Here is a 21,209-nt window from a genome sequence, read left to right on the forward strand (position 1 = left end):
TGTTTGATCCTCTCTGGAATGACGTGCGTGTCAGTTTGTTTTTTCGAGCGCCCGCACGTCGGGATGGGCGCCTGTTATGAGCGAAACGACTTCCTCGTGATTGGTCTCGGCGGCCAGCCGTTCGGCCACCTTGCGGCCGCGCCGGAACACCACGATCCGATCGGCAACCTCGAAGACTTCGGAAATGTTGTGGCTGATCAGCACGACGGCGCAGCCGCGCTCGGCAAGCCGCCGCGTCAGCGCCAGCACCTTGCGGGTCTCGGCGACGGCAAGGGCGGCCGTAGGCTCGTCCATGATGACCAGCCGGGCGTTGAGATTGAGCGCCCGGCAGATGGCGACGGCCTGGCGCTGGCCGCCCGACAGGCTGCCGACCGGGGCTTCGGGATCGGAGATATGGGCGTCGAGTTCCTGCAGAAGTCCGTCGACATGCTGGCGCATCTCCCTGCGCCTCAGAAAGGGAACGCCAAAAATGGAGCGTTTCAATTCTCGGCCGAGAAAGACGTTTTCGGCGATCGACAGGTTCTCTGAAAGCGCCAGTTCCTGGAAGATTGTCGCAATCCCGGACGCGGCCGCATCTTTTGGCGAGGAGAACGCGACGGCGTTGCCTTCGATGAGAAGTTCGCCGTCGCTCGGCGGATGGGCGCCCGCCAGAATCTTGATGAAAGTCGATTTTCCGGCGCCATTGTCGCCGAGCAGCGCCAGCACTTCGCCGGGCCGGATCTCCAGGTCGACATTGGCAAGCGCCGTCAGCGCGCCGAAGCGCTTGGCGATGTTCCTGGCGACAAGAAAGGGGGCTGTCATGACGGTCTCTCCGGCATTCGTGGATAGGCTAGGCGGCCTTGCTGACCCAGCGCAGCACGTTGGTCCAAAGCCGCGCGTAGCCGGGCCATTCGACGAAGCTGTTCGGCAGCCAGTGCGGGCCGATGTCGGATGTCCAGACCAGGGTGCGCCCCTCGCCATGGCGCCCGGTGACCAGCAGCGGATGGCCGCCCTGGTCCTGCGGCAGCCGCGCCAATATCTCGACATCGTCGCGGTCGCGGGCAATGACCTCGTTGGCGCCGAGCAGGATCGGCCATTCGCCCTCGATACCGGCAAAGAGTGCATGATCCCTGGGGCCGGTGATTTGAGGCCGGAAGCCCTCGGGAATTTCGAGCCGGTCGTCATGGGGAAGGCATGTCACCGGCAGCGCGTCTTCGACCGCCGTGCGGTGCCAGCGGGCCTTGCCGTCGATGCCCTGGAAGCTGAAATAGCCACCGATCATGACTAGGCCGCCGCCGGCCCGCGTCCAGTCGCGCAGCAGCTTGAGCCGGTTGGGCACGGTCTTGCCGTGCAGCCAGACATCGGGATGCAGTAAGAGCGAGTTGGCGCCGATGTCGGAGAGCACGATGGCCTTGTATTGCGACAGGCCCTCCATGGTAAAAGGCAGCTTCTCGACGGCTTCGTGGGCCGGCATGTATTCAAGGTCGAACTCGCTGTCCTTCAGGGCGTTGACCAGGGGCGTGGCGCCGAGATGGAAAGTAACGCTGCCGAACTGATCGAAGCCCTTGTAGTGGGTCGCCGAACTCATCCAGCTCTCGCCGACCAGAAGGACTTTCGTTTTCGCCATGACCGTGTTTCTCCCGATATTGCCTGTTGGTTTGCCTACCGGATGCCTAGGAACCGGTAAGCCATTGATCTAGCTGGCCATCACATCGCTTGCCGCGGCGGTGGCCTTCAGTATCGCGAAATCGGCGATGTAGCCTTGCGCGCCCTCGACCGTCGTCGTCAGGCTGGCGCCGACCGCCGCGTAGCGGGCAGCGGTTTCCAGCGACGCGCCATGCAGCCAGAGGCTGAGGAAGATGCCGGCGAAGCTGTCGCCGGCGCCGGTCGCATCCACGCGGTTGACGGGCAGCGCCGGCACCTCGATCTGCGGACCGCCGGTCGCCGGAAAGACCACCGCGCCGAATTCGCCAAGAGTGAGCACGACCGTTCCACGCGGCTTGATGCGTGACAGCATCAGCCGAACTTCCTCGATCATCGTCGCCATGCGCGTGCGAAATCCGTAGATCTCCCTGATCATCACATCGTTGATGAAGGTCAGGTCGATCTGCTTGACCATCTGCGCGAAGATTTCAGGCGTGCGCGCGGTCCTGGGCAGGCCAGCCGAATGCAGGCTCACCTTCCAGCCGGCCTGGCGAAAGCGCGCGATGGACGCCGTCATCGTCTCATAATGAAAGCCTTCTATGTGAAGACAGGCCGGGCGCTGCTCCGGCTGGATATCCAGATTGGCGGTCAGGTCGACTTCGCCCAACTCGAAAGGCTCGCTGATGATGGTGCGGCTGCCGTTGCGCTCGATAATGACGATCGCCTGCGAGAGCCGGTTGTTGGGCGTGCTGCGAATTGGTAAGGCGTGGACGCCCAGTTTGGAAAGCTCGCCAAGCGCCCAGTCGCTCTCCGCGTCCTGGCCGACCGCCGTCGCCAGCTCGACGTCAAGCGCGTAGGGGACGCCGACGCCGGCAGCGGCAACCGCGAGATTGGCGGCGGGGCCGCCCAGCGCCTTTTCGATATGGCTTGCCGTAATCCGGTCGTCGCGATGCGGCAGCACGTCGACGCGGCACAGGAAGTCGACGCTCACCCGGCCGGCGACGAGAAGCCTAGGCAGATGATCGAGATTTTTCGACCGCTGCGGCGCACGGCCGGGCAGGGAGCGCGCAAACGAGCTCGGCCGGTACATAAGGGTGGCGATCGCCTTCTCAATGCGGTCCCGCGTGCCTTCCTTGAGGCCGGCCGTACCATTGATGAAGTTCGAGACCGTGCCGATGGAGACACCGGCGGTTCGCGCGACATCCGCTATGGTCGGGCGTTTGCGTTGCAAAGGCGTGATCCAATTGAAGCGTTTCAAAACGCTAGCAGTGGATGTGAAAGGCCTCAACGGAATTATCTTCTAAAGAGGCCGCCGCTATCCCTTTGTAGATAGAAGATTGATCCGCGTGAGCGCCATCACGGGGATCATTCGTTGCGCAATTGAACTATTTTCAAATCCAGCCTTTTTGCGCCTTGTCCGACAGGCTGTGCCATTCATCGTCAGACGGGCAGTCCGATCCGCCGGCAGTTGGCAAGCCGTGGCAACGCATCAGATCAAATCAGCAGCAGGCCCTTCATCGAGGCATTGCCCTTGCGGCCGATGATGATGTGATCGTGCACGGCGATGCCGAGAGGCTTGGCCGTATCGATGATCTGCCTGGTCATCTCGATGTCGGCGCGTGACGGCGTCGGGTCGCCGGAAGGGTGGTTGTGAACCAGGATAATGGCGCTGGCGGAGAGTTCGAGCGCGCGCTTCACTACCTCGCGCGGATAGACCGGCGTGTGGTCGACGGTGCCGGTCTGCTGCACCTCGTCGGCGATCAGCGCGTTTTTCTTGTCGAGGAACAGGATGCGGAATTGCTCGCGTGCCTCGAAGGCCATGGCCGAGCGGCAATAGTCGAGCAGTTGCGTCCAGTTGGACAGGACTTCACGGCCGCGCACCTCGCCGCGCGCCATGCGCCGCGCCGTGGCGGCGATGACCTTGAGATCGGTCGCGACGGCCGGCCCGATGCCTTTGACTTCCTCCAGCAGTGCCGCTTCCGCGCCGAGCACCTCGGCCAGCGAGCCGAAGCGGGCAATGAGCGCCTTGGCGATGGGCTTGGTGTCGACCCGCGGGATCAGCCGGAAAAGCAGCAACTCGAGCAGTTCGTAGTCGGGCAGGGCGTCCGGTCCACCGGCGACGAAACGTTCACGCAGGCGGTCGCGATGGCCGTGATAATGCGGTTTTTCATCGATCGCCGCCTTGGCTTTTGTCGCCGGCCGCACGGGCGCCTCGGAAAAGAAGCTCCGCTCGTCGTCGTCGCCTTGTGTCGCCATGTCCCCGCCCGTATCCAGCCTGCAGCCGAGCAATGATCGCTGGTCCCCACGAAATACTAGGACGGCGGGCAGGGGCGGTCGAGGTCTTTTCAACACTGTCGATCAACCAATAGTCGTCAAGCAGCCGGAATTGCTTCCAGAAATGAGCAGCCTCCGACCTCGACGCAACGTTGCGGCAATGGGGGGCGCGCAAGCTCGCGGTGTCCTCGTTGATGATGCCGCTTTCGGAGAACCAAGATGCCCAGGCTCTTTCGTATCCTGCTGTGCGCAGGGCTGCTTCTGGGCTACAGTCCCGCAATGGCTGCCGCGGTGATCGATGCCATACCCGCCGATAGCCGCCCTGATCGGAACCTCCTGATCCAATTCATCCAATACGACGATCCCTGCAGGAACGGTCGTTACAGCGACGGCAAGCCGCATAACTGCCGGGAGCTCCTGCGGATGCTGGATCGCCGGGAGCGGTACCGGGAACGGCACGAGAATTACCCGCGCGAACGCTACGATCCCTGCACCGATGGCAGGGTCAGCGATGGCCGTCCGCGCAGTTGTCGGGAAATAATGCGCTGGTTACGGGACCAAGACGAGGACGAAGACTGGCGGCCAGGCAAATACTGGAAATAGGCTGCAATGCGCGGAACAAATCCGGGCGATTAGAGGCCAAGACTTGGCCCCGGCCTCTTAAAGCGCGTCGCCTGAAACGGATTCAGGCGACGCGCTAAGTCCTTGTTTTTATGCATGTCGTTGTCCCAGAACCGCCTACACTTCTGGGCGACATGCATTAGGCCGGCAGGCCAGGGCGGTCGAGATTTTTCGGCGACAGCGTGAAGATCTCGCAGCCGGCGTCGGTGACGCCGATCGTGTGCTCGTACTGCGCCGACAGCGAGCGGTCGCGGGTGACCGCCGTCCAGCCGTCCGACAATACCTTCACATGCGGCCGGCCGAGATTGATCATCGGCTCGACGGTGAAGATCATGCCCGGCCGCATCTCGACGCCTTCATTGACGGTGCCGTAGTGCAGGATGTTCGGCGCGTCGTGGAAAAGCTGGCCGACGCCGTGGCCGCAGAAGTCGCGCACCACCGAGCAGCGCTCGGCCTCGGCATAGGTCTGAATCGCGGCGCCGATGGCGCCGGTGCGGGCGCCGGGCTTGATCGCGGCGATGCCGCGCATCAGGCACTTATAGGTCACTTCGAGCAGGCGCTCGGCGGCGCGCTTGATCGTGCCCACGGGATACATGCGCGAGGAATCGCCGTGCCAGCCGTCGAGGATATAGGTGACGTCGATGTTGACGATGTCGCCTTCTTTCAGCGGCTTGTTGTCGGGGATGCCATGGCAGACGACATGGTTGATCGAGGTACAGGACGACTTGGTGTAGCCGCGATAATTGAGCGTTGCCGGCAGTGCGCCATGGTCCATGCCGAACTCGAAGACGAAGCGGTCGATCGCTTCCGTCGTCACGCCGGGCTTCACCATCGGCACAAGCTCGTCAAGGCAGCGCGCGGTGAGGTCGCAGGCCTTGCGCATGCCGGCGAAGCCTTCCTCGCCATAGAGGCGAATCTGTCCGGTATTGCGCAGCGGGGCCGTGGAGGCGTCGAGATAGGTAACCATTTTTGTCCGTTTGCCGGCGTAGGCTCCTAAGGAGCCGAGTGCGAAAATCTGCTCCAGATTTGGCACCGGAAGCCGCAAGGTTCAAGGACGAAGTGCGAAGGAGGCGTCCATGGCGGCTTTCCCTTGGCCATTCCATGGGTTAGAGCGGGTCCTGGTATCCGGAGATTGCCGTGACGGCACCTGAACGCGAGAGATCGACGCTGTTGCCGGTCAGGACCGCCTGCGCGGGCCTGATGGCGCTGCTGATGCTCGCGCTGCTGAGCTTCGCCCAGGCTGGAATCTCCGCGTCGGCCGTCTCGCTCTCGGGCGGCTCCAGCATCAGCGCCGCCCGCCATGGCGACACGATTGCGCTGCTCAGAACGACCGGCAAAGCGCAGGCGCTTGAAGTTCGCGCCAGCCGGCCGCTCCCCGTAAAGCTCGTCAGCGGCAATCCAGGCGCCTTCGCGCACGCATCCGATTTTCTCATTATCGGCCAGGCATTGCCGGCCGAGATCGTCGTCGCGCCCGCATCGGGAAGCGCAACAGCCTCGCGCACCAACCAGCCGCGCGCGCCGCCCGCCGCATAAGGCTCAGCCGCAAAAGCGCGGCACTCAAAAACATCAACATTTCCTCGCGTCGCGATCCGGCGACGGCCGCTGGCCGTCCGCCGGTTGCGTGCGCATCAGTTCGGATTCATTCAATGCAACGCATCAAGACGTTCGAGACACTCACCCGAGCGGCTGCCGCGGCCTCCTTTCTGGCAATCCAGGCGGTGATCTGCATCGGCACCGTCTACTGGGCCGTTGCCGCCATCCTTCGAATGGAAGGAACGGCGGCGATCGTGCTCGGTGCTATCTTCGCGCTGCCGTCCGCCTATGTGCTGATGGTGGTTATCCGCATGGCCTATGATGCCGAGACCGACCCGGCCAACCAGTAGCGGCAAGGACATGGAACAGGGCACTGGCAGGGCGATGCGGGTTGCGTCGCCCTGTCACCCAATGGTTATCCTGCGGCCTTAAAGCGCGTCGCGCTGAACCGGATTCAGGCGACGCGCTTTAAGTCTTTGCTTTGATGCATGTCGTTGTCCCAGAACCGCTGCACACTTCTGGGCGACATGCATTGGTCAGGTTTTCAAGCCCGGCGCTTGCCGGACGTCAGCTTGATCAACAACGGTATTTCCATTCGCCAGATCGTTCTCGCCGCCACGTTGCCGGCATCCACCGTGGCCGGCGCGTCAGCCGCCGACGGCACGCTGGTGCTCCCTCCATACCAGCCAGCCGAACACACCCAGCGGGGCGCGGATCTGACGCACCAGTGAAACGATCGTTGACCGCACTGAGGTCACATTCCTGAGTCAGAAGGTCGCCAAAGCAACTTTTCACATGCCAAAGCAACTTTTCACATCGGGCGGCGTTGCCAGGGCTGCGCCAGTTCGGGAGACAGGGAATGGACAGACTGCAATTCGAGGTGCCGGTGCGCATCATGCCCGCGCCCGGCCTGCCGGTCGAGGAAATCTACAGCGTCGAGCAGGCGCTCGATTTCCTGCAGGATTGGCCGAAGCGTCGCCAAGGCAAGGTCTACGAAGCTGCATTCAATGCCTGCTTCGGCGCGACGGTCGATGTCGCCAGCACCGAGGAAGCCTGCCGCGCCTTCGCGGCCTTTTGCCGTGTCAGCGGTTTGCTGGCGAGGGACGCGATGTTTCCCGGCAAGCGTGGCAGCAGGGCAGGGACGTATCGCGAGGCGCGAGCTTAGGCTTCGATTTGCATCTGGTTCAGCCGCCGAACGACACGCCCCGATAGCGCATTCCCACCTGCACACCGCGTATGATCACGCGCGACAGGATTTCCATGTCCAGCGGCATTTGCGGACGCCACACGTCGAGGAGGAGAGCGACGCGTGGCCGATCGGAGTTGTTCATGACTTCGTGCTCGAACGTGTCGTCCCACAGCATGCATTCGCCGTCGGCGATGCGCCTTTCCTCGTGATCGATCATCATGATCGTTGCTGGACGGCCATCCGGCTGTTTGGGGATGACCAGGCCGAGATGAAACCGCATGATGCCGCGAAAAGGTCCGCGGTGTGGCGGGATGTGCTTGCGCGGGGCCAGAAACGAGACAGCCGCCGATTTGACCTCGGGGCACTCCGAAAGCAGCCTGCTGAGGACCGGCATGCGCGCGATGTTTTCCGGGACGGTCATGTCGTAGGCCTTGAGCACGAACATGCGCCAGTCGAGACCGTCATTGGCCGAGATTTCGGCTTGCTCGGGCATGATGTCGTGGAAGCGCGGAACCTTGTTCAGCTTTACCGCGAGAGCTTCATCGCGGATGCCCTGCCAGGCGGCGGTGAACTTCGCCGCATTGGGAAAATGCGTGCCGGTATCAAGAATCGCCGGCGCATCTATGCGCTTTTCATAGATACGGCGGACCAGGCCGGTTCCGAGATCGTAGGCGCTTGACATCTCATTACCTCGACGACGCTGTTATATAGTGGGATATTGCTTGCGGGCATCGCTCACGCGAATTTGTTCGGGCCGTTAACGGCCGATAGACAGCATGACTGGCCCGTCATTGCGTTGTGGCGCGGTCGGGACGACGCAATCGATACCGCCAGGCTGAAATCACTCATGCCGGTGCCGGCCCGCGACCGGGCATCGAAGACGCCTCCAAGCCGTTCTTCCGCGTCGATCACCGAACGCCCCGGCCGCGGCTGGACCTCTTGGGCCTTGGGCGCGCCACACGGCCGGATCGATGACGTGTGGTGGGCGGCCCGGCAACTCCATTTTCGGAAGCTCAACGTGTTTATGCTGGTTCGACGGCTCCGATCTCGTCGCGATCGAGCACTGGGGCTATCGCCGGCCGCAGTGGTGCATGAAGCTGAAGCCAAAGGACTGGCAGCCTTTGCCCGAGGTCTACCGGCTCGAGCGAGAACGCGCACAGCAAGAGGCGCACGACCGGCTCCGCATTGCCGCACAGGCGCGAATGCTTGCCGCTATTGCCCACACAGGGAAGCGCGCCGGACGCTTCGGCTGTGCAGGATGGATGGGGGCGGGTGCAAGAAAAAAGGCCGTCCACGTAAATGCTGGATGTGGGACGGCCTTTTATAACATAGCAGAGTTTAGTATGCCTTCTTGGGGGCGGCCTTCTTCGCGGTGTTCTTCTTGTGCTTCACTGGGCACTTGTGCTTCTTCGTCACCTTGCAGGCCTTCACGACGTGCTTTTTGGCTGGCTTTTTCTTCGTCATAGCATCTGAGGCCGGCGCGGTGGTGGTCATGGTCGCCGCCGGCGCCGCCGGCTTTGTAGCAGCGACGGCAGTGCTGATGCCGGGAATCGGCATCGAGACAGCGAGCGCAAAAGCAAGACCGAGAGCGGAGATGAGGGACTTTTTCATGGCTTTTTCTCCTTATTATGCAGGTCGGTTTTGGGTGTCGCTGCATCGGGATCGATCGGTGTCACGCCAAGCAGCTTCAGAGCGTTTGCGAGCATTCGGATTCCCTGCGCCTGCTTCTTGTTGGCGCAGAACCGGTTTCCCTTTCTTTGCAGTGCTTTCGCCGCGGTGACCTGCGTTGCCGCGGCATGGGTTTCGAGGGCTTCGTCGACTTGGCGGCTGAGATTGGCGCAGCGCTCGGTCCGGGTCAGCGGCGCAACCTTTGCGCTAGAGGCTCCGACTGCGGCTGTGATGAGCGACATGCTGAGCAATGCACTCATCACGCTGATCGAGATCCTTTGCATCGCTTGTCGCAAACCCGAACAATTGCTGCCATAGCGCAGCAGCCGATGAACTGGCCCTCCAGTCAAATGTACGCTTTAACGATTTCTGGAGTTTTTCTGGCGTGTTTCTGGATTGTGTCTGAGGGCTGCCACGATCAGGCCCTCCGCAGCCTCACACCAGCGCCGCAGCAGAGGTTTTTGGAGCTGCTTCCTGACGAAATCGGCGCCCACGAGCTTGCTTATTTGACCTTTTCAATCACCGGACCCGTCGGCTGGTCGGTCTCTGGAGCCAGCGTGCAATCCTGCCCCTTGCACTCCTGTACCGGGTCGTCCTTCGGGGGCAGGCAATTCTGTCCCTGGCAATGAATGGCCGGCTGCTGTTGCGTTGCATCACCGTTCGACTGGGCAGGCTGATCCCCGGCGCGGACTTTTCCTCGTCGGCGGCTTGTAGGCGGTCACCAGCCTAACCGTGTCGGCGTTCACGGTGACGGGGACGCCCAGGTTTACCGTCACCTTGCCCTCGTCGACATGCGTTACATCGCCGATGAGTTCAATCTCCTGGCCAAGCGTGACCTTTATCGTTCGGTCGACGATCGAGTGCGGAAAATCGTAGGACGGGATCGTCACGCTGATCCGATCCTCAGTCACTCGCCCTCGCACCTTCGCCGTGATAGCGACCTCATCGCCGATGTTTATTGCGCCCTTCGCCATTCCATGAGTCTGGCGCGGTCGGCGGGTTCGTCAAGTGACTGCTAATGTTCGATGGCCCGCTGCAGATGTGCCACCTCACCGGCAGCGGGCCAAGGTGGCCGACGCATCTCGTTGGGGAGAATGCCTTCAGGGCGAGCGCCGGGCCTCTGACGGCTTATTCAGGGCCGCCGCATATACAAATCGGCTAATCTACCTCAAACGGCTATGGTGTGATCGCGTAAGCACTTGGCAAGCGATCCGCGATGAGGAATATAATCCTCCCCGGTGCGGCGACCGCTCTCACGAGGATCGCCAATGACGATGAAGTTCCCCTTTCCGAAGGCACGCCCGGGCGCAAACTTGAGGCTGGCTGCGGGTGGCCAGGAGGCTCGGCTTCCGGGCTTTTTTGTTGCGGCTGTTGCGGTCCTATAGGTGGAGGCACGCCCTACACGACGATGTTTCGGCTGTTTCCCCTGTTTCGGTTTCTATGGGGGAGGACACAAGGCCCGGCGGCTTCGGCTTCCCGGTTCTTCTGGCACTATTCGCCGTCAGGTCCGGGTAGGTTGCGGACAAAACGTGGTTGACGTAACGTTAACTAGGCACAATCATTCCGGATTGTGCAGGGTGAGGGCGTTTCAATGAAACTCGTTGTCTTTGGCGTAGCAATGGTATTGGCAGCCACCGGAGCAGCTGTTGCGAAAGAGAAGAAAAAGTTGGCCACCGCTCAGGCTGCAACCTCGTGTTCTGCAACTCATATGAAGGCTAGCAGCAAGCCGACTTCGAAACTGGATTGCAAATCGACAGGCACCGTGGTTGCACGACCGTCAAATGGGCCCGCAAACTTCCTTGATCACTACAATCCCCGCTTAGGGTATGACACCAGTCCGTGGTTTTCGAACTGGCTATAACTGACGGCGGCTTCGGCTGCCGGGCTTTTTCTACGCGGGATATTCCAGCCACCAATATGTGATTTCGCTTTCGCTGGCGTCTTTTTGCCCACCAGGGCATTGCGGTCGTCATAGCCGGAAAGGTCGCAATGTCCCTGCAGTTCGGCTATGTGTGCCTTCGCGGCATCCTCGGTCTCATAGCCCTGTGGCAAAAACCCAGAACTCAATTCAACGTTTTTGAGATCGCTCGTGCTCGTCCGAATCAAAGGCATTCAGCACGGTTCGGGAGCGTATATTCGATGAATATTCGACACATTTGACTGGAAGTCAGCCAAGTCATTGAAAATCTGGTACGCCCAAGGGGAATCGAACCCCTGTTACCGCCGTGAAAGGGCGGTGTCCTAACCGCTAGACGATGGGCGCGCTCAGACGAAGCGGCTTATAATTGCGTTGTTGCCAACCGGCAACCCATCTGCCGCCACATGCGACAACTTTTTTCAAAGGTGGCAAAAGCCGCGCTTCTGCGAGCCAGGCGGGGTTTACGGGCTCACTTGGTCATGCATCCTTCGAGATCAGCCGGACGTCATTCCATGGCGGAGTAAGGAGCGGAGCAAGGAGCGAAGCGACGCGGCGCAGACCATAGAATCCATGCCGTGACGCTGACGTATCGCATCGGTGCAGAATCCGCGCCGCTGCACCCTACGGTCGAGGTAACGGCAGGATCCTCGGGCCTGCGCGTCCGCTTCGCTCCCGCTCCGCCCGTGTATGACGAAGTTCGGAAGGTTTCGGCCAATCGCGAACGTCCCTGACGGTTTGTTGAAACAAACGGCGGCATTGGCGGTGATCGGCCCTCAACCGGTCAACCCGGCTATGCGCACGGGCCAAGCCGAGTATCAGCCGTCTTCACCGCCGCCGCTGCGACGGCGGCAGCGCCAGTTCCAGTCGCGCTCGGGGCCGACGTCGACATGGATGGATTCTGTGTGGCAGTAGGTGCCGACGCCGCCGCGGCCTGGCATCGTGCGGACGTAGTTCGCCAGCTCCCACTTCGAGACGCCGGGCACCTGGATGTCGGCGGCGGCGCAATACATGTGCAGCGAGTTCTTGGCGCCGTTGGCGCGCCGGTTGCGCGAGGGATCGCGATAGCCGGAGGTGACGACCATCTTGCGGCCGAAATGGCCCTCGATCGTCTTCAGCACCCGCACCAGCGACGGCTTGAGGCAGGCGACGTCGACGCTTTCATTCTGCTTCAAAAGGCCATTGGGCGCGAGCCTTGCCATGCCGGCGGCCGAGGCCACCTGGTAGGAACCGCCGCCGCCCTCATCCTCGTTGAGGTCGACGTCGCTCTCGTCGTCGATGCCGGACTTGCGCTTGATCTCGAACAGCGCGGTCTGGCGCACGCCGGGAAGGGCGTCGGCGCCCGTGATGTGATTGGCCGGGTCGTCGAGCGAGGCCAGTTGCACCGGCTTTTCACCTGGTGTCGCCGAAGCCAGCGTCACGATCGGCTTGGCCGGCGGCGGCGTGGTCTTGGCCTGCACGGCGGGCTGGTCGCCGGAACGCGCGTTGTTGATCAGCGGCGCGGGCGCGGCCGAAGCCGGCGTGGTGCTGAACAGCGAGGCGAACAGGCTCTTCTTCGGCGCGGCGATCTGCGGCTGCGCCGGCTCGCCCGCGGTTACATAGACGCCATTGCTCATGGCCTGCGTGATCGCCTGTGCCTTCGACGCCACGGCGGCGGCATCGCCGGCGGCGACCTGCTGGGCGGCGGTTTGCGTCTGTTCGGCTGTCTGCGCCTGCGGAACCAGCGGTTGCGGCGTGTTACCGGCGATCGTGGCCGCGCCCGCGGGCACAGCGACGGCGGGGAAAGCGGCTTGCGGCCGCGTCTCCGGAACATAGGCAACCTTTTCGGGCAAGGGCGTGTCGCCTTCGCTCATCACGGTCGATGCCACATCGGTCGTCGCGGATGCCGACTGAGCCGACGAATCGGCGGCAGTTGCAGTCTTGGCGCTGGATGTCGCGCTCATTTCGCCGGCGGTTGAATTGTAGGCGGGCGACACGACCGACATCGTCGGATCGCCGGTCGATGTGCAGGAGGCCAGAAGCACGGAGAAAAGCGCCGCCGCAATGCTGCGACTTTCCCTTCGTCCAAGACGCCAACCTGCTGATTTCAAAACAAATTCCCCCTCGGTATCCGGTCGGTTCGTTATCGCCGCGCCACTCCAGAACCGCGCCGCGATAATCCTCCTGTTCCCAACCGGAAACGGGACTGTGTCGAATCTGCAAGCCTCGGAATTATTCTGCGTCGGAAGGTGATTTGAGGCCGCCAAACGATTGACGCCACCATTTCGCCCTGTTTTGGCGGCCCGTCAACTCACCAGACATTACAGTCCGTTACACACGCACCTTGACATAGGTGCCCGGCGCATCTCCCAAGGTTTTCATACGCTTGCCGGGTTTGCGGGCAGCTACGTGGATGTTGTCCTGGTTCTCGATCCAGTGCTGCCAGTGCGTCCACCAGGAGCCTGGATGCTCGTGCGCCGCGGCAAGCCACGTCTTGAAGTCGCCCACCGGCTTGCCGCCGGTCCAGTACTGATATTTCTTGGCGGCGGGCGGATTGACGACGCCGGCGATGTGGCCGGAACCCGCCATCACATACTCCACGTCGCCGCCGAAAAACTGCGACCCCAGGAACACCGAAAGCGCCGGCGCGATGTGGTCCTCTTTCGTAGCCAGGTTGTAGACGGGGATGGTGATGTCGGCCAGCGAGACGACGCGCCCGGCAAGTTCCATCACGCCGCGCGAGAGATTGTTCTCGAGATAGCAGTTGCGCAGATAGAAGGAGTGATTGGCTGCCGCCATGCGCGTGGAATCGGAATTCCAGTAGAGCAGGTCGAAGGGCAGGGGCTCCTTGCCGCGCATGTAGTTGTTGACGACATAGGGCCAGATCAGGTCGCCCGAGCGCAGCATGTTGAAGGCCGTGGCCATCTTGGTGCCGTCGAGATAGCCCTTTTCGCTCATCGAGCGCTCTACGGCAGCAACTTGGTCCTCGTCGACGAACACCTTGAGATCGCCGGCATAGGTGAAGTCGACCTGGGTGGTGAAGAAGGTTGCCGATTTGATGCGGTGATCGCCCTCCTGCGCCAACAGCGCGAGCGCAGCGCCGAGCAGCGTGCCGCCCACGCAGTAGCCGATGGCGTTGACTTCTTTTTCGCCTGTCGCCTTCTCCACCATGTCGAGGCCAAATTGCAGGCCTTCGCGGATATAGGCTTCCCAGCCCTTGGCGCCGTGGCGTTCGTCCGGGTTGATCCAGGAGATAACGAAGACCGAATGGCCCTGCTCGATCGCCCAGCGGATGAAGGATTTTTGCGGGTTGAGGTCGAGAATATAGAATTTGTTGATCCATGGCGGGCAGATCAGCAGCGGGCGCTTGAGCACCGTTTCCGTCACCGGATCGTATTGGATGATCTCGGCGACATCGCTGCGGCCGATGACCTTGCCGGGCGTCGTGGCGATGTTCTTGCCGATTTCGAAGGGCGTGTAGTCCGCCTGGCGCAGCTTCAGGTCGCCGCGGCCGGCGGCGATATCCTCGGCCAGCATCTTCATGCCGCGCACCAGGTTCTCGCCATTCGAGGCCATGGTCTCGCGGAACAGCTCCGGATTGGTCAGGATGAAGTTCGACGGCGCAATCGCGTTCGACACCTGCTTGACGTAGAAGCTCGCCTTGTGGCGGGTGTGCTCGTCCAGCCCCTCGGCGTGCTCGACAAGCTCGTTCGCCCAGCGCGAGGTGACGAGGTAGGCCTGCTTAAGGAAGTCGAAGAAGGCATTGCGGCCCCATTCGGGATCCTGGAAACGCTTGTCGCCGCGCTCGGGCTGGACCGCATCGTCGGGAGCGTCGGCGTTGGGCGTGACCTTCTGGATGGCGTTCGCCCAGACCGTCATATAGCCGGCGAAGAGCCGCGTCTGCGCTTCGAGCGCGCGCTGCGGGTCGCCCAGCCAGTACTCCGAGAGCTTGGAGAAGGTCTTGACCATGTCGACGACGGGTTCGGCGACATGATCGCGCACTTCACCTTTCTCACGCGGCTCGGCCCAGGCGGAAGCCGCCTTGCCCGCCTGCTCGACCATTCGAGCCATGTTCAAGGCGAAGCGCTCGGGATCCTTCACCAGATATTGCTCGATGGCCGAAGGTCCGCCATTTTCCGCTTTGTCCGAATCGTCAGGTTTGGACATGGTTCGCGGGGTTCCTCCCGGAGCGTTTTCTTGACATATTACCATGGGACATCTGACCGGGTCCAATTCGCTGTAACCCGGCTGCCAGGAAAACAATATGACGATTAATGTTGGCGGCACTTTTTTTCTCAGGCCGGGTCCGATTTGCCGCATGGCGGTCGCGGCGGCGCTGGTTGGCGTGCTTTTGTCCGCCGGCGGCTGCACGAGCACCAGCCCGAACAACGCCGCGCCGACCGCCTTGACCGAAGGTCCGAAGGACACCGGCTCCTATCCGAACCTCAACGTCCCGCCGCGGGTGGCCGCCAAGCAGCTCACCAAGGAGGAGACCGCCGCGAACCTGGCCCAGCTCAAGGCCGAGCAGCAGGCGCAGATCGCCAAGGGCGGCGGCGCCAAGGCACCGGCGAATTCGGCGGCGCTCAACACTTTAGCCAGGACGCATGGCGGCGACACGCTGAAGCAGATCGAGGGCAAATGCGACCCGACCCTCGACCCTAACTGCAATTAGGTCTATATCGCGCGCCGAAACTCTGATGGTCTGGAACTGAAATGGAAGAATTTCACAAGGTCCGCCGGCTTCCGCCTTACGTGTTCGAGCAGGTCAACCGGCTGAAGGCCAGCGCCCGTTCGCGCGGCGCCGACATCATCGACCTTGGCATGGGCAATCCGGACCTGCCGACGCCCAAGGCCATCGTCGACAAATTGTGCGAGGTGGTGCGCGATCCGCGCACGCATCGCTATTCGTCCTCGCGCGGCATTCCGGGCCTGCGCCGCGCCCAGGCGAACTATTATCAGCGTCGCTTCGGCGTGAAGCTCAACCCCGACACGCAAGTCGTGGCGACGCTGGGTTCGAAAGAAGGCTTCGCCAACATGGCCCAGGCGATCACCGCGCCCGGCGATGTCATCCTGTGCCCCAATCCGACCTATCCGATCCATGCCTTCGGCTTCATCATGTCGGGCGGCGTCATCCGCTCGCTGCAGGTCGAGCCCGACGATGGCTTCATCCCTGCGGTCGAGCGCGGCATCCGCCATTCGATCCCGAAGCCGCTGGCACTGATCCTCAACTATCCGTCGAACCCGACGGCGCTCGTCGCCTCGCTCGACTTCTACAAGGACGTGGTCGCATTCGCGAAGAAGAACGACATCATCATCCTGTCCGATCTTGCCTATTCCGAGATTTATTTCGACGGCAATCCGCCGCCTTCGGTGCTGCAGGTGCCGGGCGCGATGGACGTCTGCGTCGAGTTCACCTCGATGTCGAAGACCTTCTCCATGCCCGGTTGGCGCATGGGCTTCGCGGTCGGCAACGAGCGGCTGATTTCGGCGCTGACGCGCGTCAAGTCCTATCTCGATTACGGCGCCTTCACGCCGATCCAGGTGGCAGCGGCGCATGCGCTGAATGGCGACGGCGCCGACATCGAGGAAGTGCGCGAGGTCTACCACAAGCGGCGCGACGTGATGGTCGATTCCTTCGGCCGTGCAGGCTGGACCATTCCCGCGCCGGCGGCCTCGATGTTCGCCTGGGCGCCGATCCCGGAGCCGTTCCGCCATCTCGGCTCGCTCGAATTCTCCAAGCTGCTCATCGAGCATGCGGATGTCGCGGTGGCGCCGGGTGTCGGCTTCGGCGAGCATGGCGACGACTATGTGCGCGTGGCGCTGGTCGAGAACGAGCACCGGATCCGCCAAGCGGCGCGCAACATCAAGAAGTTCCTCGCGACCACCGCCAAGCAGCCCAACAATGTGGTGCCGCTCGCCGCTCGTCGTTGAGTTTGCCTTATAGCTGTAGGTTTTTGAGGGGCGTCGCCGGACATGGCTGAAGCGTTGCGTGTTGGAATTGCCGGCCTCGGCACGGTTGGCGCCTCAGTGGCGCGCGTGCTGCGCGACAAGGCGGCCGAGCTCACCCGCCAATGCGGCCGCGACATCGTCGTGACGGCCGTTTCGGCCCGCGATCCGAAGCGCGACCGTGGCATCGATCTGAGCGCCGCGAAATGGTTCGACGATCCCGTCGAGCTGGCCGAAAAGGCCGATATCGACGTCTTTGTCGAGCTGATCGGCGGCGACGACGGGCCGGCGCGGCTATCGGTGAAGGCGGCGCTCGAGGCTGGGCGCCATGTCGTCACCGCCAACAAGGCGCTGCTCGCCAAGCATGGCGTGGCGCTGGCCGAGATCGCCGAGAAGAAGGGCGTGCTGCTCAACTACGAGGCGGCGGTGGCCGGCGGCATTCCGGTCATCAAGACAATGCGCGAGGCGATGGCCGGCAATGCGGTGACGCGTGTCTTCGGCATCCTCAACGGCACCTGCAACTACATCCTGACCCGCATGGAAGCCGAAGGCATCTCCTTCGACGCCTGCCTGAAGGACGCGCAGCGGCTCGGCTATGCGGAGGCCGACCCGACCTTCGATATCGAAGGCCACGATACGGCGCACAAGCTGTCGATCCTGACCAGCCTTGCCTTCGGCACCAAGATCGCCGCCAACGACATCTATATGGAAGGCATCTCCAACATCACCCAGGCCGACATCCGCGCGGCTGGTGATCTCGGCTACCGCATCAAGCTGCTCGGCGTCGCGCAGCGCACCGACAGCGGCATCGAGCAGCGTGTGCATCCGACCATGGTGCCGACGGCGTCGGTCATCGCGCAGGTGCACGGCGTGACCAACGCGGTGGCGATCGAGACCGACATTCTGGGCGAGCTTCTGCTATCCGGCCCAGGCGCGGGCGGCAACGCCACCGCGTCGGCAGTGATCGGCGATATTGCCGACATCGCCAAAAGTCGACCTGGCTTCCAGCACGCGCCGGTGTTCGGCTGGCCGGCGAAGGAACTGAAGCCTTACAAGAAGGCGCGGATGCGCAGCCATGCCGGCGGCTACTTTATCCGCTTGACCGTGCATGACCGCACGGGTGTCTTCGCAGCCATCGCCAAGCGCATGGCCGACAACGACATCTCGCTGGAATCGATCGTCCAGCAGGCGGCCGGTCCGGAAACGCAAGCGCAGAAGACGGTCATCCTCGTCACCCACGAGACGACGGAAGCGGCGGTGCGCAAGGCTGTCGAAGGCATCATCAAGGACGGTCATCTGACCGACAAGGCGCAGGTGATCCGCATCGAGCGGGCGGAATAGCTAGGGCCGCAATCTGCCTTCAATCGATTGATTTTGCTGCCATTTCAAAAAGTGACGGGGCAAGTCTTGCCGTTGTCATGGAGCTTTGCCAGAAGAAGCGCGCCTCTGGCGGGAGGCGGGAGCAATTCCAGGAAAAGCGCTTGGCGGCTTCCGTCCGGGATTGCTCGAAGCAACAGTCAACGAGGAATGCGTAATCCATGAACATGGCCCAGAACATCGCCGCCGGTCTTGACCGGATCCTTACCATGGAAGTCGTGCGCGTCACCGAACGGGCCGCCGTCGCCGCCGCCAGGCTGCGCGGCCGCGGCGATGAGAAGGCCGCCGACCAGGTGGCGGTCGATGCGATGCGTCAGGAGCTCAACCGGCTGGCCATCAAAGGCACGGTGGTGATCGGCGAGGGCGAGCGCGACGAGGCGCCGATGCTCTATATCGGCGAAGAGGTCGGCACCGGCAAAGGCCCGGCGGTCGACATCGCGCTCGATCCGCTCGAAGGCACCACGATCTGCGCCAAGAACCTGCCCAATGCGCTTGCCGTCATCGCCATCGCGGAAAAGGGCAGCCTGCTGTTCGCCCCCGACGTCTACATGGACAAGATCGCCATCGGTCCCGGCTATCCGGGAGACCTGATCGACATCGACGCTTCACCGGCCGAGAACCTCGCCAATCTGGCCAAGGCCAAGGGCGTGGCCGTTTCCGACATCACCGCCTGCATCCTCGACCGGCCGCGTCACGCCAGGCTGATCGACGCCGTGCGGGCCACGGGCGCGGCGATCCGGCTGATCGGCGACGGCGATGTCGCCGGCGTCATCCACACCACAGACCCCGACGAGACCGGCATCGACATCTATCTCGGCACGGGCGGCGCGCCGGAAGGCGTGCTGGCCGCGGCGGCGCTGCGCTGCACCGGCGGGCAGATGCAGGGCCGGTTGATCCTCGACACGCCGGAGAAGGTGGCGCGGGCGCAGAAGATGGGCATTTCCGATCCGAAGCGGATCTACCGCGCCCAGGACATGGCGCGTGGCGACGTGCTGTTCGCGGCGACCGGCGTGACCGACGGCAACCTGCTCGACGGGGTGAAGTTCGGCCGCACCTTCATCACCACGCACACCATCGTGCTGCGCTCATCCTCGCGCACGGTGCGCGAGATCAAGGCGCGCCACCAGGATCTGGAAAAGTTCTGATTTCGTCTCGCTTGGATGCTTTTGCGGCAATTCGAGGAAAACCGTTCCACACTTTTCCCCGGATTGCTCGCTTCCCCGGAATTGCTCCGGACGTCGCATATTGATATCTGCGCAATCATGATGTGCAGACGGCGCGTCTTATGACGGGCGAGAAACGGTTCTTCCTCGATGTCAGGCAGTCGGCGACCGGTGTTTCCTGGGAACACCGGCTGACCGAGCGGCAGGACATGGCCGCTTTGGCCATCGCGCAGGGCCATGGCGTGCCCGACATCGTGGCGCGGGTGCTTGCCGGGCGCGGCGTCAGCGTGGAGCAGACCGAGCGCTTCCTCGATCCGACCATTCGTGAGCTTTTGCCAAATCCGGCGTCGCTGACCGATATGGAGAAAGCGGCGGCAAGGCTTGCCGATGCGATCGTCGCCGGCGAAAGAGTGGCGATCTTCGGCGACTACGATGTCGACGGCGCGGCCTCGTCGGCGCTCATCAAGCGCTTTCTGACACATTTTTCGGTGCCGTCCGAAATTTATATCCCGGACCGCATCTTCGAGGGTTACGGACCAAACCCGGAAGCGATGCGGGAGCTGATCTCGCGTGGCGCGAAGCTGATCGTCACCGTCGACTGCGGCACCAACAGCGCCTCCTCGATCGAGGCTGCCAAGCAGGCCGGCGCCGATGTCGTGGTGCTCGACCATCACCAGGTTGGCGGCCCGCTGCCGGCGGCCGACGCAGTAGTCAACCCCAATCGCGAGGACGACCTGTCGGGGCAGGGGCATCTCTGTGCCGCCGGCGTCGTCTTCCTGTGCCTCGTCCAGACGGCGAAGGCGCTGCGCGAAAAGCTGCCGAATGCCGCGCCGCCGGACCTGCTTTCGCTGCTCGATCTCGTGGCGCTGGCGACGGTCTGCGACGTGGTGCCGCTGACCGGCGTCAACCGCGCCTTCGTGGTCAAGGGACTGCAGGTGGTGCGCCAGCAGAAGAATGAGGGGCTGGCGGCGCTGGCGCGGGTTTCGCGTATCGGCGAGCCGATCAACACGTTCCATCTCTCGTTCCTGATCGGACCGCGCATCAATGCCGGCGGCCGCATCGGCGATGCGGCGCTGGGCAGCCGGCTGTTAGCCACCGACGATCCCGTCGAGGCGGCAAGCATCGCCGAGACGCTCGATCGGCTGAACCAGGAACGACAACAGATGGAGCAGGCGATGCTGGCGCAGGCGCGCGCCGAGGCCGATGCGGAACTTGCCGGCGGCAATGGCCCCGCCGTCATCGTCACCGCCAGCAACAACTGGCATCCCGGCATCGTCGGGCTGATCGCTTCGCGGCTCAAGGACTATGCGCGCCGGCCGGCCTTTGCCATCGCCTTCAATTCGACGGGCGTCGGCACGGGCTCGGGGCGTTCGGTGACCGGCTTCGATCTCGGCCGGCTTGTACGCGAGGCGGCGGATGCCGGACTGATCGTAAAGGGCGGCGGCCATGCGATGGCCGCGGGCATCACCGTCGAACGCGCAAAGCTCGGCGAACTGCGCGCTTTCTTCGAGGAGCGCGCCGCGGCCGACGTTTTCCGGCTGCAGAACGAGGAAAGCTTGGCGATCGACGGCGCTTTGGCCGCAGAGGGCGCCACCATCGCGCTGCTCGATGCGCTGGAGAAAGCCGGGCCGTTCGGCGCCGGGCACATCGCGCCGGTGTTCGTGCTGCCGCGCCACCGGCTGACCGACGCGCGCGCGATCGGCACCAACCACATTCGCGTGGACCTGCAGTCGCAAAGCGGCGGCAATATCCAGGCCATAGCATTCCGTGCCGTCGACACGGCGCTCGGCGAATTCCTGTTCAGGAACAGGGGCAGAACCGTGCACATCGCCGGTTCGCTGTCGGGCAATTACTGGAATGGCAACCGCACGGTGCAGTTTCGCATCAGCGATGCGGCGCTGGCGTAACAACGAAATCGGGA

General features: G+C 63.0%; 22 protein-coding genes and 1 tRNA gene. 10 read left to right on the top strand and 13 right to left on the bottom strand.

Annotated elements, in window-relative coordinates; translation table 11 throughout:
- Positions 1 to 30 precede the first annotated feature (30 nt).
- From RFM98_RS01700 to radC, 4 genes are all read right to left on the bottom strand, one after another.
- Positions 31 to 801: an ATP-binding cassette domain-containing protein gene (locus tag RFM98_RS01700; protein ID WP_320307212.1), complete on the bottom strand. Its 771-nt coding sequence runs from the start codon at positions 799 to 801 to the stop codon at positions 31 to 33.
- 28 nt (positions 802 to 829) lie between these two features.
- Positions 830 to 1,606, bottom strand: a complete 777-nt coding sequence (locus RFM98_RS01705; protein ID WP_320307213.1) for a glutamine amidotransferase — start codon at positions 1,604 to 1,606, stop codon at positions 830 to 832.
- A 69-nt stretch (positions 1,607 to 1,675) separates the two neighbouring features.
- Positions 1,676 to 2,854, bottom strand: coding sequence for a carbohydrate kinase family protein (locus RFM98_RS01710; RefSeq protein WP_320307214.1), 1,179 nt, complete (start codon positions 2,852 to 2,854; stop codon positions 1,676 to 1,678).
- Positions 2,855 to 3,117: 263 nt separating this feature from the next.
- On the bottom strand, positions 3,118 to 3,879 hold the full coding sequence (gene radC, locus RFM98_RS01715; RefSeq protein WP_320307215.1) for a RadC family protein: 762 nt from the start codon (positions 3,877 to 3,879) through the stop codon (positions 3,118 to 3,120).
- Positions 3,880 to 4,116: 237 nt separating this feature from the next.
- On the opposite strand from radC, the gene RFM98_RS01720 reads away from it, so the two are divergent.
- Positions 4,117 to 4,500, top strand: a complete 384-nt coding sequence (locus RFM98_RS01720; protein WP_320307216.1) for a hypothetical protein — start codon at positions 4,117 to 4,119, stop codon at positions 4,498 to 4,500.
- Positions 4,501 to 4,657: 157 nt separating this feature from the next.
- On the opposite strand, the gene map is transcribed toward RFM98_RS01720, so the two are convergent.
- The gene (gene map / locus RFM98_RS01725) at positions 4,658 to 5,485 is read right to left on the bottom strand and encodes a type I methionyl aminopeptidase (protein ID WP_320307217.1); all 828 of its coding nucleotides are present in this window, start codon (positions 5,483 to 5,485) and stop codon (positions 4,658 to 4,660) included.
- Positions 5,486 to 5,655: 170 nt separating this feature from the next.
- On the opposite strand from map, the gene RFM98_RS01730 reads away from it, so the two are divergent.
- From RFM98_RS01730 to RFM98_RS01745, 4 genes are all read left to right on the top strand, one after another.
- Positions 5,656 to 6,051 (top strand): hypothetical protein, encoded by a 396-nt coding sequence (locus tag RFM98_RS01730; RefSeq protein WP_320307218.1) that lies wholly within the window; start codon positions 5,656 to 5,658, stop codon positions 6,049 to 6,051.
- 113 nt (positions 6,052 to 6,164) lie between these two features.
- Positions 6,165 to 6,401 carry a hypothetical protein gene (locus RFM98_RS01735; protein ID WP_320307219.1) on the top strand — a complete coding sequence of 79 codons (237 nt, stop codon included), beginning with the start codon at positions 6,165 to 6,167 and terminating at the stop codon, positions 6,399 to 6,401.
- Between the two features lie 222 nt (positions 6,402 to 6,623).
- The gene (locus tag RFM98_RS01740; RefSeq protein ID WP_320307220.1) at positions 6,624 to 6,782 is read left to right on the top strand and encodes a hypothetical protein; all 159 of its coding nucleotides are present in this window, start codon (positions 6,624 to 6,626) and stop codon (positions 6,780 to 6,782) included.
- 128 nt (positions 6,783 to 6,910) lie between these two features.
- On the top strand, positions 6,911 to 7,216 hold the full coding sequence (locus tag RFM98_RS01745; RefSeq protein ID WP_320307221.1) for a DUF982 domain-containing protein: 306 nt from the start codon (positions 6,911 to 6,913) through the stop codon (positions 7,214 to 7,216).
- Between the two features lie 19 nt (positions 7,217 to 7,235).
- Here the strand turns inward: RFM98_RS01745 and RFM98_RS01750 are convergent, their stop codons facing one another.
- The 8 genes from RFM98_RS01750 to phaC form a co-directional block, all read right to left on the bottom strand.
- Positions 7,236 to 7,922, bottom strand: coding sequence for an aspartyl/asparaginyl beta-hydroxylase domain-containing protein (locus RFM98_RS01750; RefSeq protein ID WP_320307222.1), 687 nt, complete (start codon positions 7,920 to 7,922; stop codon positions 7,236 to 7,238).
- A 656-nt stretch (positions 7,923 to 8,578) separates the two neighbouring features.
- Entirely contained in the window at positions 8,579 to 8,851 is a 273-nt protein-coding gene (locus tag RFM98_RS01755) for a hypothetical protein (protein ID WP_320307223.1), read from the bottom strand.
- Positions 8,848 to 9,192 (bottom strand): hypothetical protein, encoded by a 345-nt coding sequence (locus tag RFM98_RS01760; RefSeq protein ID WP_320307224.1) that lies wholly within the window; start codon positions 9,190 to 9,192, stop codon positions 8,848 to 8,850. Before RFM98_RS01760 ends, RFM98_RS01755 begins: the two co-directional genes overlap by 4 nt.
- Before the next feature lie 369 nt (positions 9,193 to 9,561).
- A complete protein-coding gene (locus RFM98_RS01765; RefSeq protein ID WP_320307225.1) occupies positions 9,562 to 9,819 on the bottom strand; it encodes a hypothetical protein in 258 nt (85 codons plus the stop codon).
- 895 nt (positions 9,820 to 10,714) lie between these two features.
- Positions 10,715 to 11,020 carry a hypothetical protein gene (locus tag RFM98_RS01770; protein ID WP_320307226.1) on the bottom strand — a complete coding sequence of 102 codons (306 nt, stop codon included), beginning with the start codon at positions 11,018 to 11,020 and terminating at the stop codon, positions 10,715 to 10,717.
- A 76-nt stretch (positions 11,021 to 11,096) separates the two neighbouring features.
- Positions 11,097 to 11,171: transfer RNA gene (locus RFM98_RS01775), tRNA-Glu, on the bottom strand.
- Positions 11,172 to 11,641: 470 nt separating this feature from the next.
- The gene (locus RFM98_RS01780) at positions 11,642 to 12,808 is read right to left on the bottom strand and encodes a D-Ala-D-Ala carboxypeptidase family metallohydrolase (RefSeq protein WP_320307538.1); all 1,167 of its coding nucleotides are present in this window, start codon (positions 12,806 to 12,808) and stop codon (positions 11,642 to 11,644) included.
- Positions 12,809 to 13,133: 325 nt separating this feature from the next.
- The gene (gene phaC, locus RFM98_RS01785; RefSeq protein ID WP_320307227.1) at positions 13,134 to 14,969 is read right to left on the bottom strand and encodes a class I poly(R)-hydroxyalkanoic acid synthase; all 1,836 of its coding nucleotides are present in this window, start codon (positions 14,967 to 14,969) and stop codon (positions 13,134 to 13,136) included.
- A gap of 97 nt (positions 14,970 to 15,066) precedes the next feature.
- Between phaC and RFM98_RS01790 the strand changes: the two genes are divergently transcribed.
- The 5 genes from RFM98_RS01790 to recJ all read left to right on the top strand — a co-directional run bounded on the left by RFM98_RS01790 (position 15,067) and on the right by recJ (position 21,195).
- Positions 15,067 to 15,474, top strand: a complete 408-nt coding sequence (locus RFM98_RS01790) for a hypothetical protein (protein WP_320307228.1) — start codon at positions 15,067 to 15,069, stop codon at positions 15,472 to 15,474.
- Between the two features lie 41 nt (positions 15,475 to 15,515).
- Complete coding sequence (locus tag RFM98_RS01795; protein ID WP_320307229.1) at positions 15,516 to 16,733, top strand: LL-diaminopimelate aminotransferase; 1,218 nt, start codon at positions 15,516 to 15,518, stop codon at positions 16,731 to 16,733.
- A gap of 42 nt (positions 16,734 to 16,775) precedes the next feature.
- Positions 16,776 to 18,089, top strand: a complete 1,314-nt coding sequence (locus RFM98_RS01800) for a homoserine dehydrogenase (protein WP_320307230.1) — start codon at positions 16,776 to 16,778, stop codon at positions 18,087 to 18,089.
- A gap of 197 nt (positions 18,090 to 18,286) precedes the next feature.
- Entirely contained in the window at positions 18,287 to 19,270 is a 984-nt protein-coding gene (gene glpX, locus RFM98_RS01805) for a class II fructose-bisphosphatase (protein ID WP_320307231.1), read from the top strand.
- A gap of 140 nt (positions 19,271 to 19,410) precedes the next feature.
- Positions 19,411 to 21,195, top strand: a complete 1,785-nt coding sequence (gene recJ / locus RFM98_RS01810) for a single-stranded-DNA-specific exonuclease RecJ (protein ID WP_320307232.1) — start codon at positions 19,411 to 19,413, stop codon at positions 21,193 to 21,195.
- Positions 21,196 to 21,209 lie beyond the last annotated feature (14 nt).

Source organism: Mesorhizobium australafricanum (assembly GCF_033977265.1).
GTDB classification, from domain to species: domain Bacteria; phylum Pseudomonadota; class Alphaproteobacteria; order Rhizobiales; family Rhizobiaceae; genus Mesorhizobium; species Mesorhizobium australafricanum.

What these genes read in the sequence shown, in the direction of transcription:
- RFM98_RS01705 (WP_320307213.1), bottom strand. Translation starts at nt 1,606, where the DNA reads ATGGCGAAAACGAAAGTCCTTCTGGTCGGCGAGAGCTGGATGAGTTCG.
- RFM98_RS01770 (WP_320307226.1), bottom strand. Translation starts at nt 11,020, where the DNA reads ATGCCTTTGATTCGGACGAGCACGAGCGATCTCAAAAACGTTGAATTG.
- RFM98_RS01750 (WP_320307222.1), bottom strand. Translation starts at nt 7,922, where the DNA reads ATGTCAAGCGCCTACGATCTCGGAACCGGCCTGGTCCGCCGTATCTAT.
- RFM98_RS01735 (WP_320307219.1), top strand. Translation starts at nt 6,165, where the DNA reads ATGCAACGCATCAAGACGTTCGAGACACTCACCCGAGCGGCTGCCGCG.
- RFM98_RS01780 (WP_320307538.1), bottom strand. Translation starts at nt 12,808, where the DNA reads ATGTCGGTCGTGTCGCCCGCCTACAATTCAACCGCCGGCGAAATGAGC.
- RFM98_RS01700 (WP_320307212.1), bottom strand. Translation starts at nt 801, where the DNA reads ATGACAGCCCCCTTTCTTGTCGCCAGGAACATCGCCAAGCGCTTCGGC.
- RFM98_RS01745 (WP_320307221.1), top strand. Translation starts at nt 6,911, where the DNA reads ATGGACAGACTGCAATTCGAGGTGCCGGTGCGCATCATGCCCGCGCCC.
- phaC (WP_320307227.1), bottom strand. Translation starts at nt 14,969, where the DNA reads ATGTCCAAACCTGACGATTCGGACAAAGCGGAAAATGGCGGACCTTCG.
- RFM98_RS01755 (WP_320307223.1), bottom strand. Translation starts at nt 8,851, where the DNA reads ATGAAAAAGTCCCTCATCTCCGCTCTCGGTCTTGCTTTTGCGCTCGCT.
- RFM98_RS01760 (WP_320307224.1), bottom strand. Translation starts at nt 9,192, where the DNA reads ATGCAAAGGATCTCGATCAGCGTGATGAGTGCATTGCTCAGCATGTCG.
- RFM98_RS01800 (WP_320307230.1), top strand. Translation starts at nt 16,776, where the DNA reads ATGGCTGAAGCGTTGCGTGTTGGAATTGCCGGCCTCGGCACGGTTGGC.
- RFM98_RS01790 (WP_320307228.1), top strand. Translation starts at nt 15,067, where the DNA reads ATGACGATTAATGTTGGCGGCACTTTTTTTCTCAGGCCGGGTCCGATT.
- recJ (WP_320307232.1), top strand. Translation starts at nt 19,411, where the DNA reads ATGACGGGCGAGAAACGGTTCTTCCTCGATGTCAGGCAGTCGGCGACC.
- radC (WP_320307215.1), bottom strand. Translation starts at nt 3,879, where the DNA reads ATGGCGACACAAGGCGACGACGACGAGCGGAGCTTCTTTTCCGAGGCG.
- glpX (WP_320307231.1), top strand. Translation starts at nt 18,287, where the DNA reads ATGAACATGGCCCAGAACATCGCCGCCGGTCTTGACCGGATCCTTACC.
- map (WP_320307217.1), bottom strand. Translation starts at nt 5,485, where the DNA reads ATGGTTACCTATCTCGACGCCTCCACGGCCCCGCTGCGCAATACCGGA.
- RFM98_RS01795 (WP_320307229.1), top strand. Translation starts at nt 15,516, where the DNA reads ATGGAAGAATTTCACAAGGTCCGCCGGCTTCCGCCTTACGTGTTCGAG.
- RFM98_RS01720 (WP_320307216.1), top strand. Translation starts at nt 4,117, where the DNA reads ATGCCCAGGCTCTTTCGTATCCTGCTGTGCGCAGGGCTGCTTCTGGGC.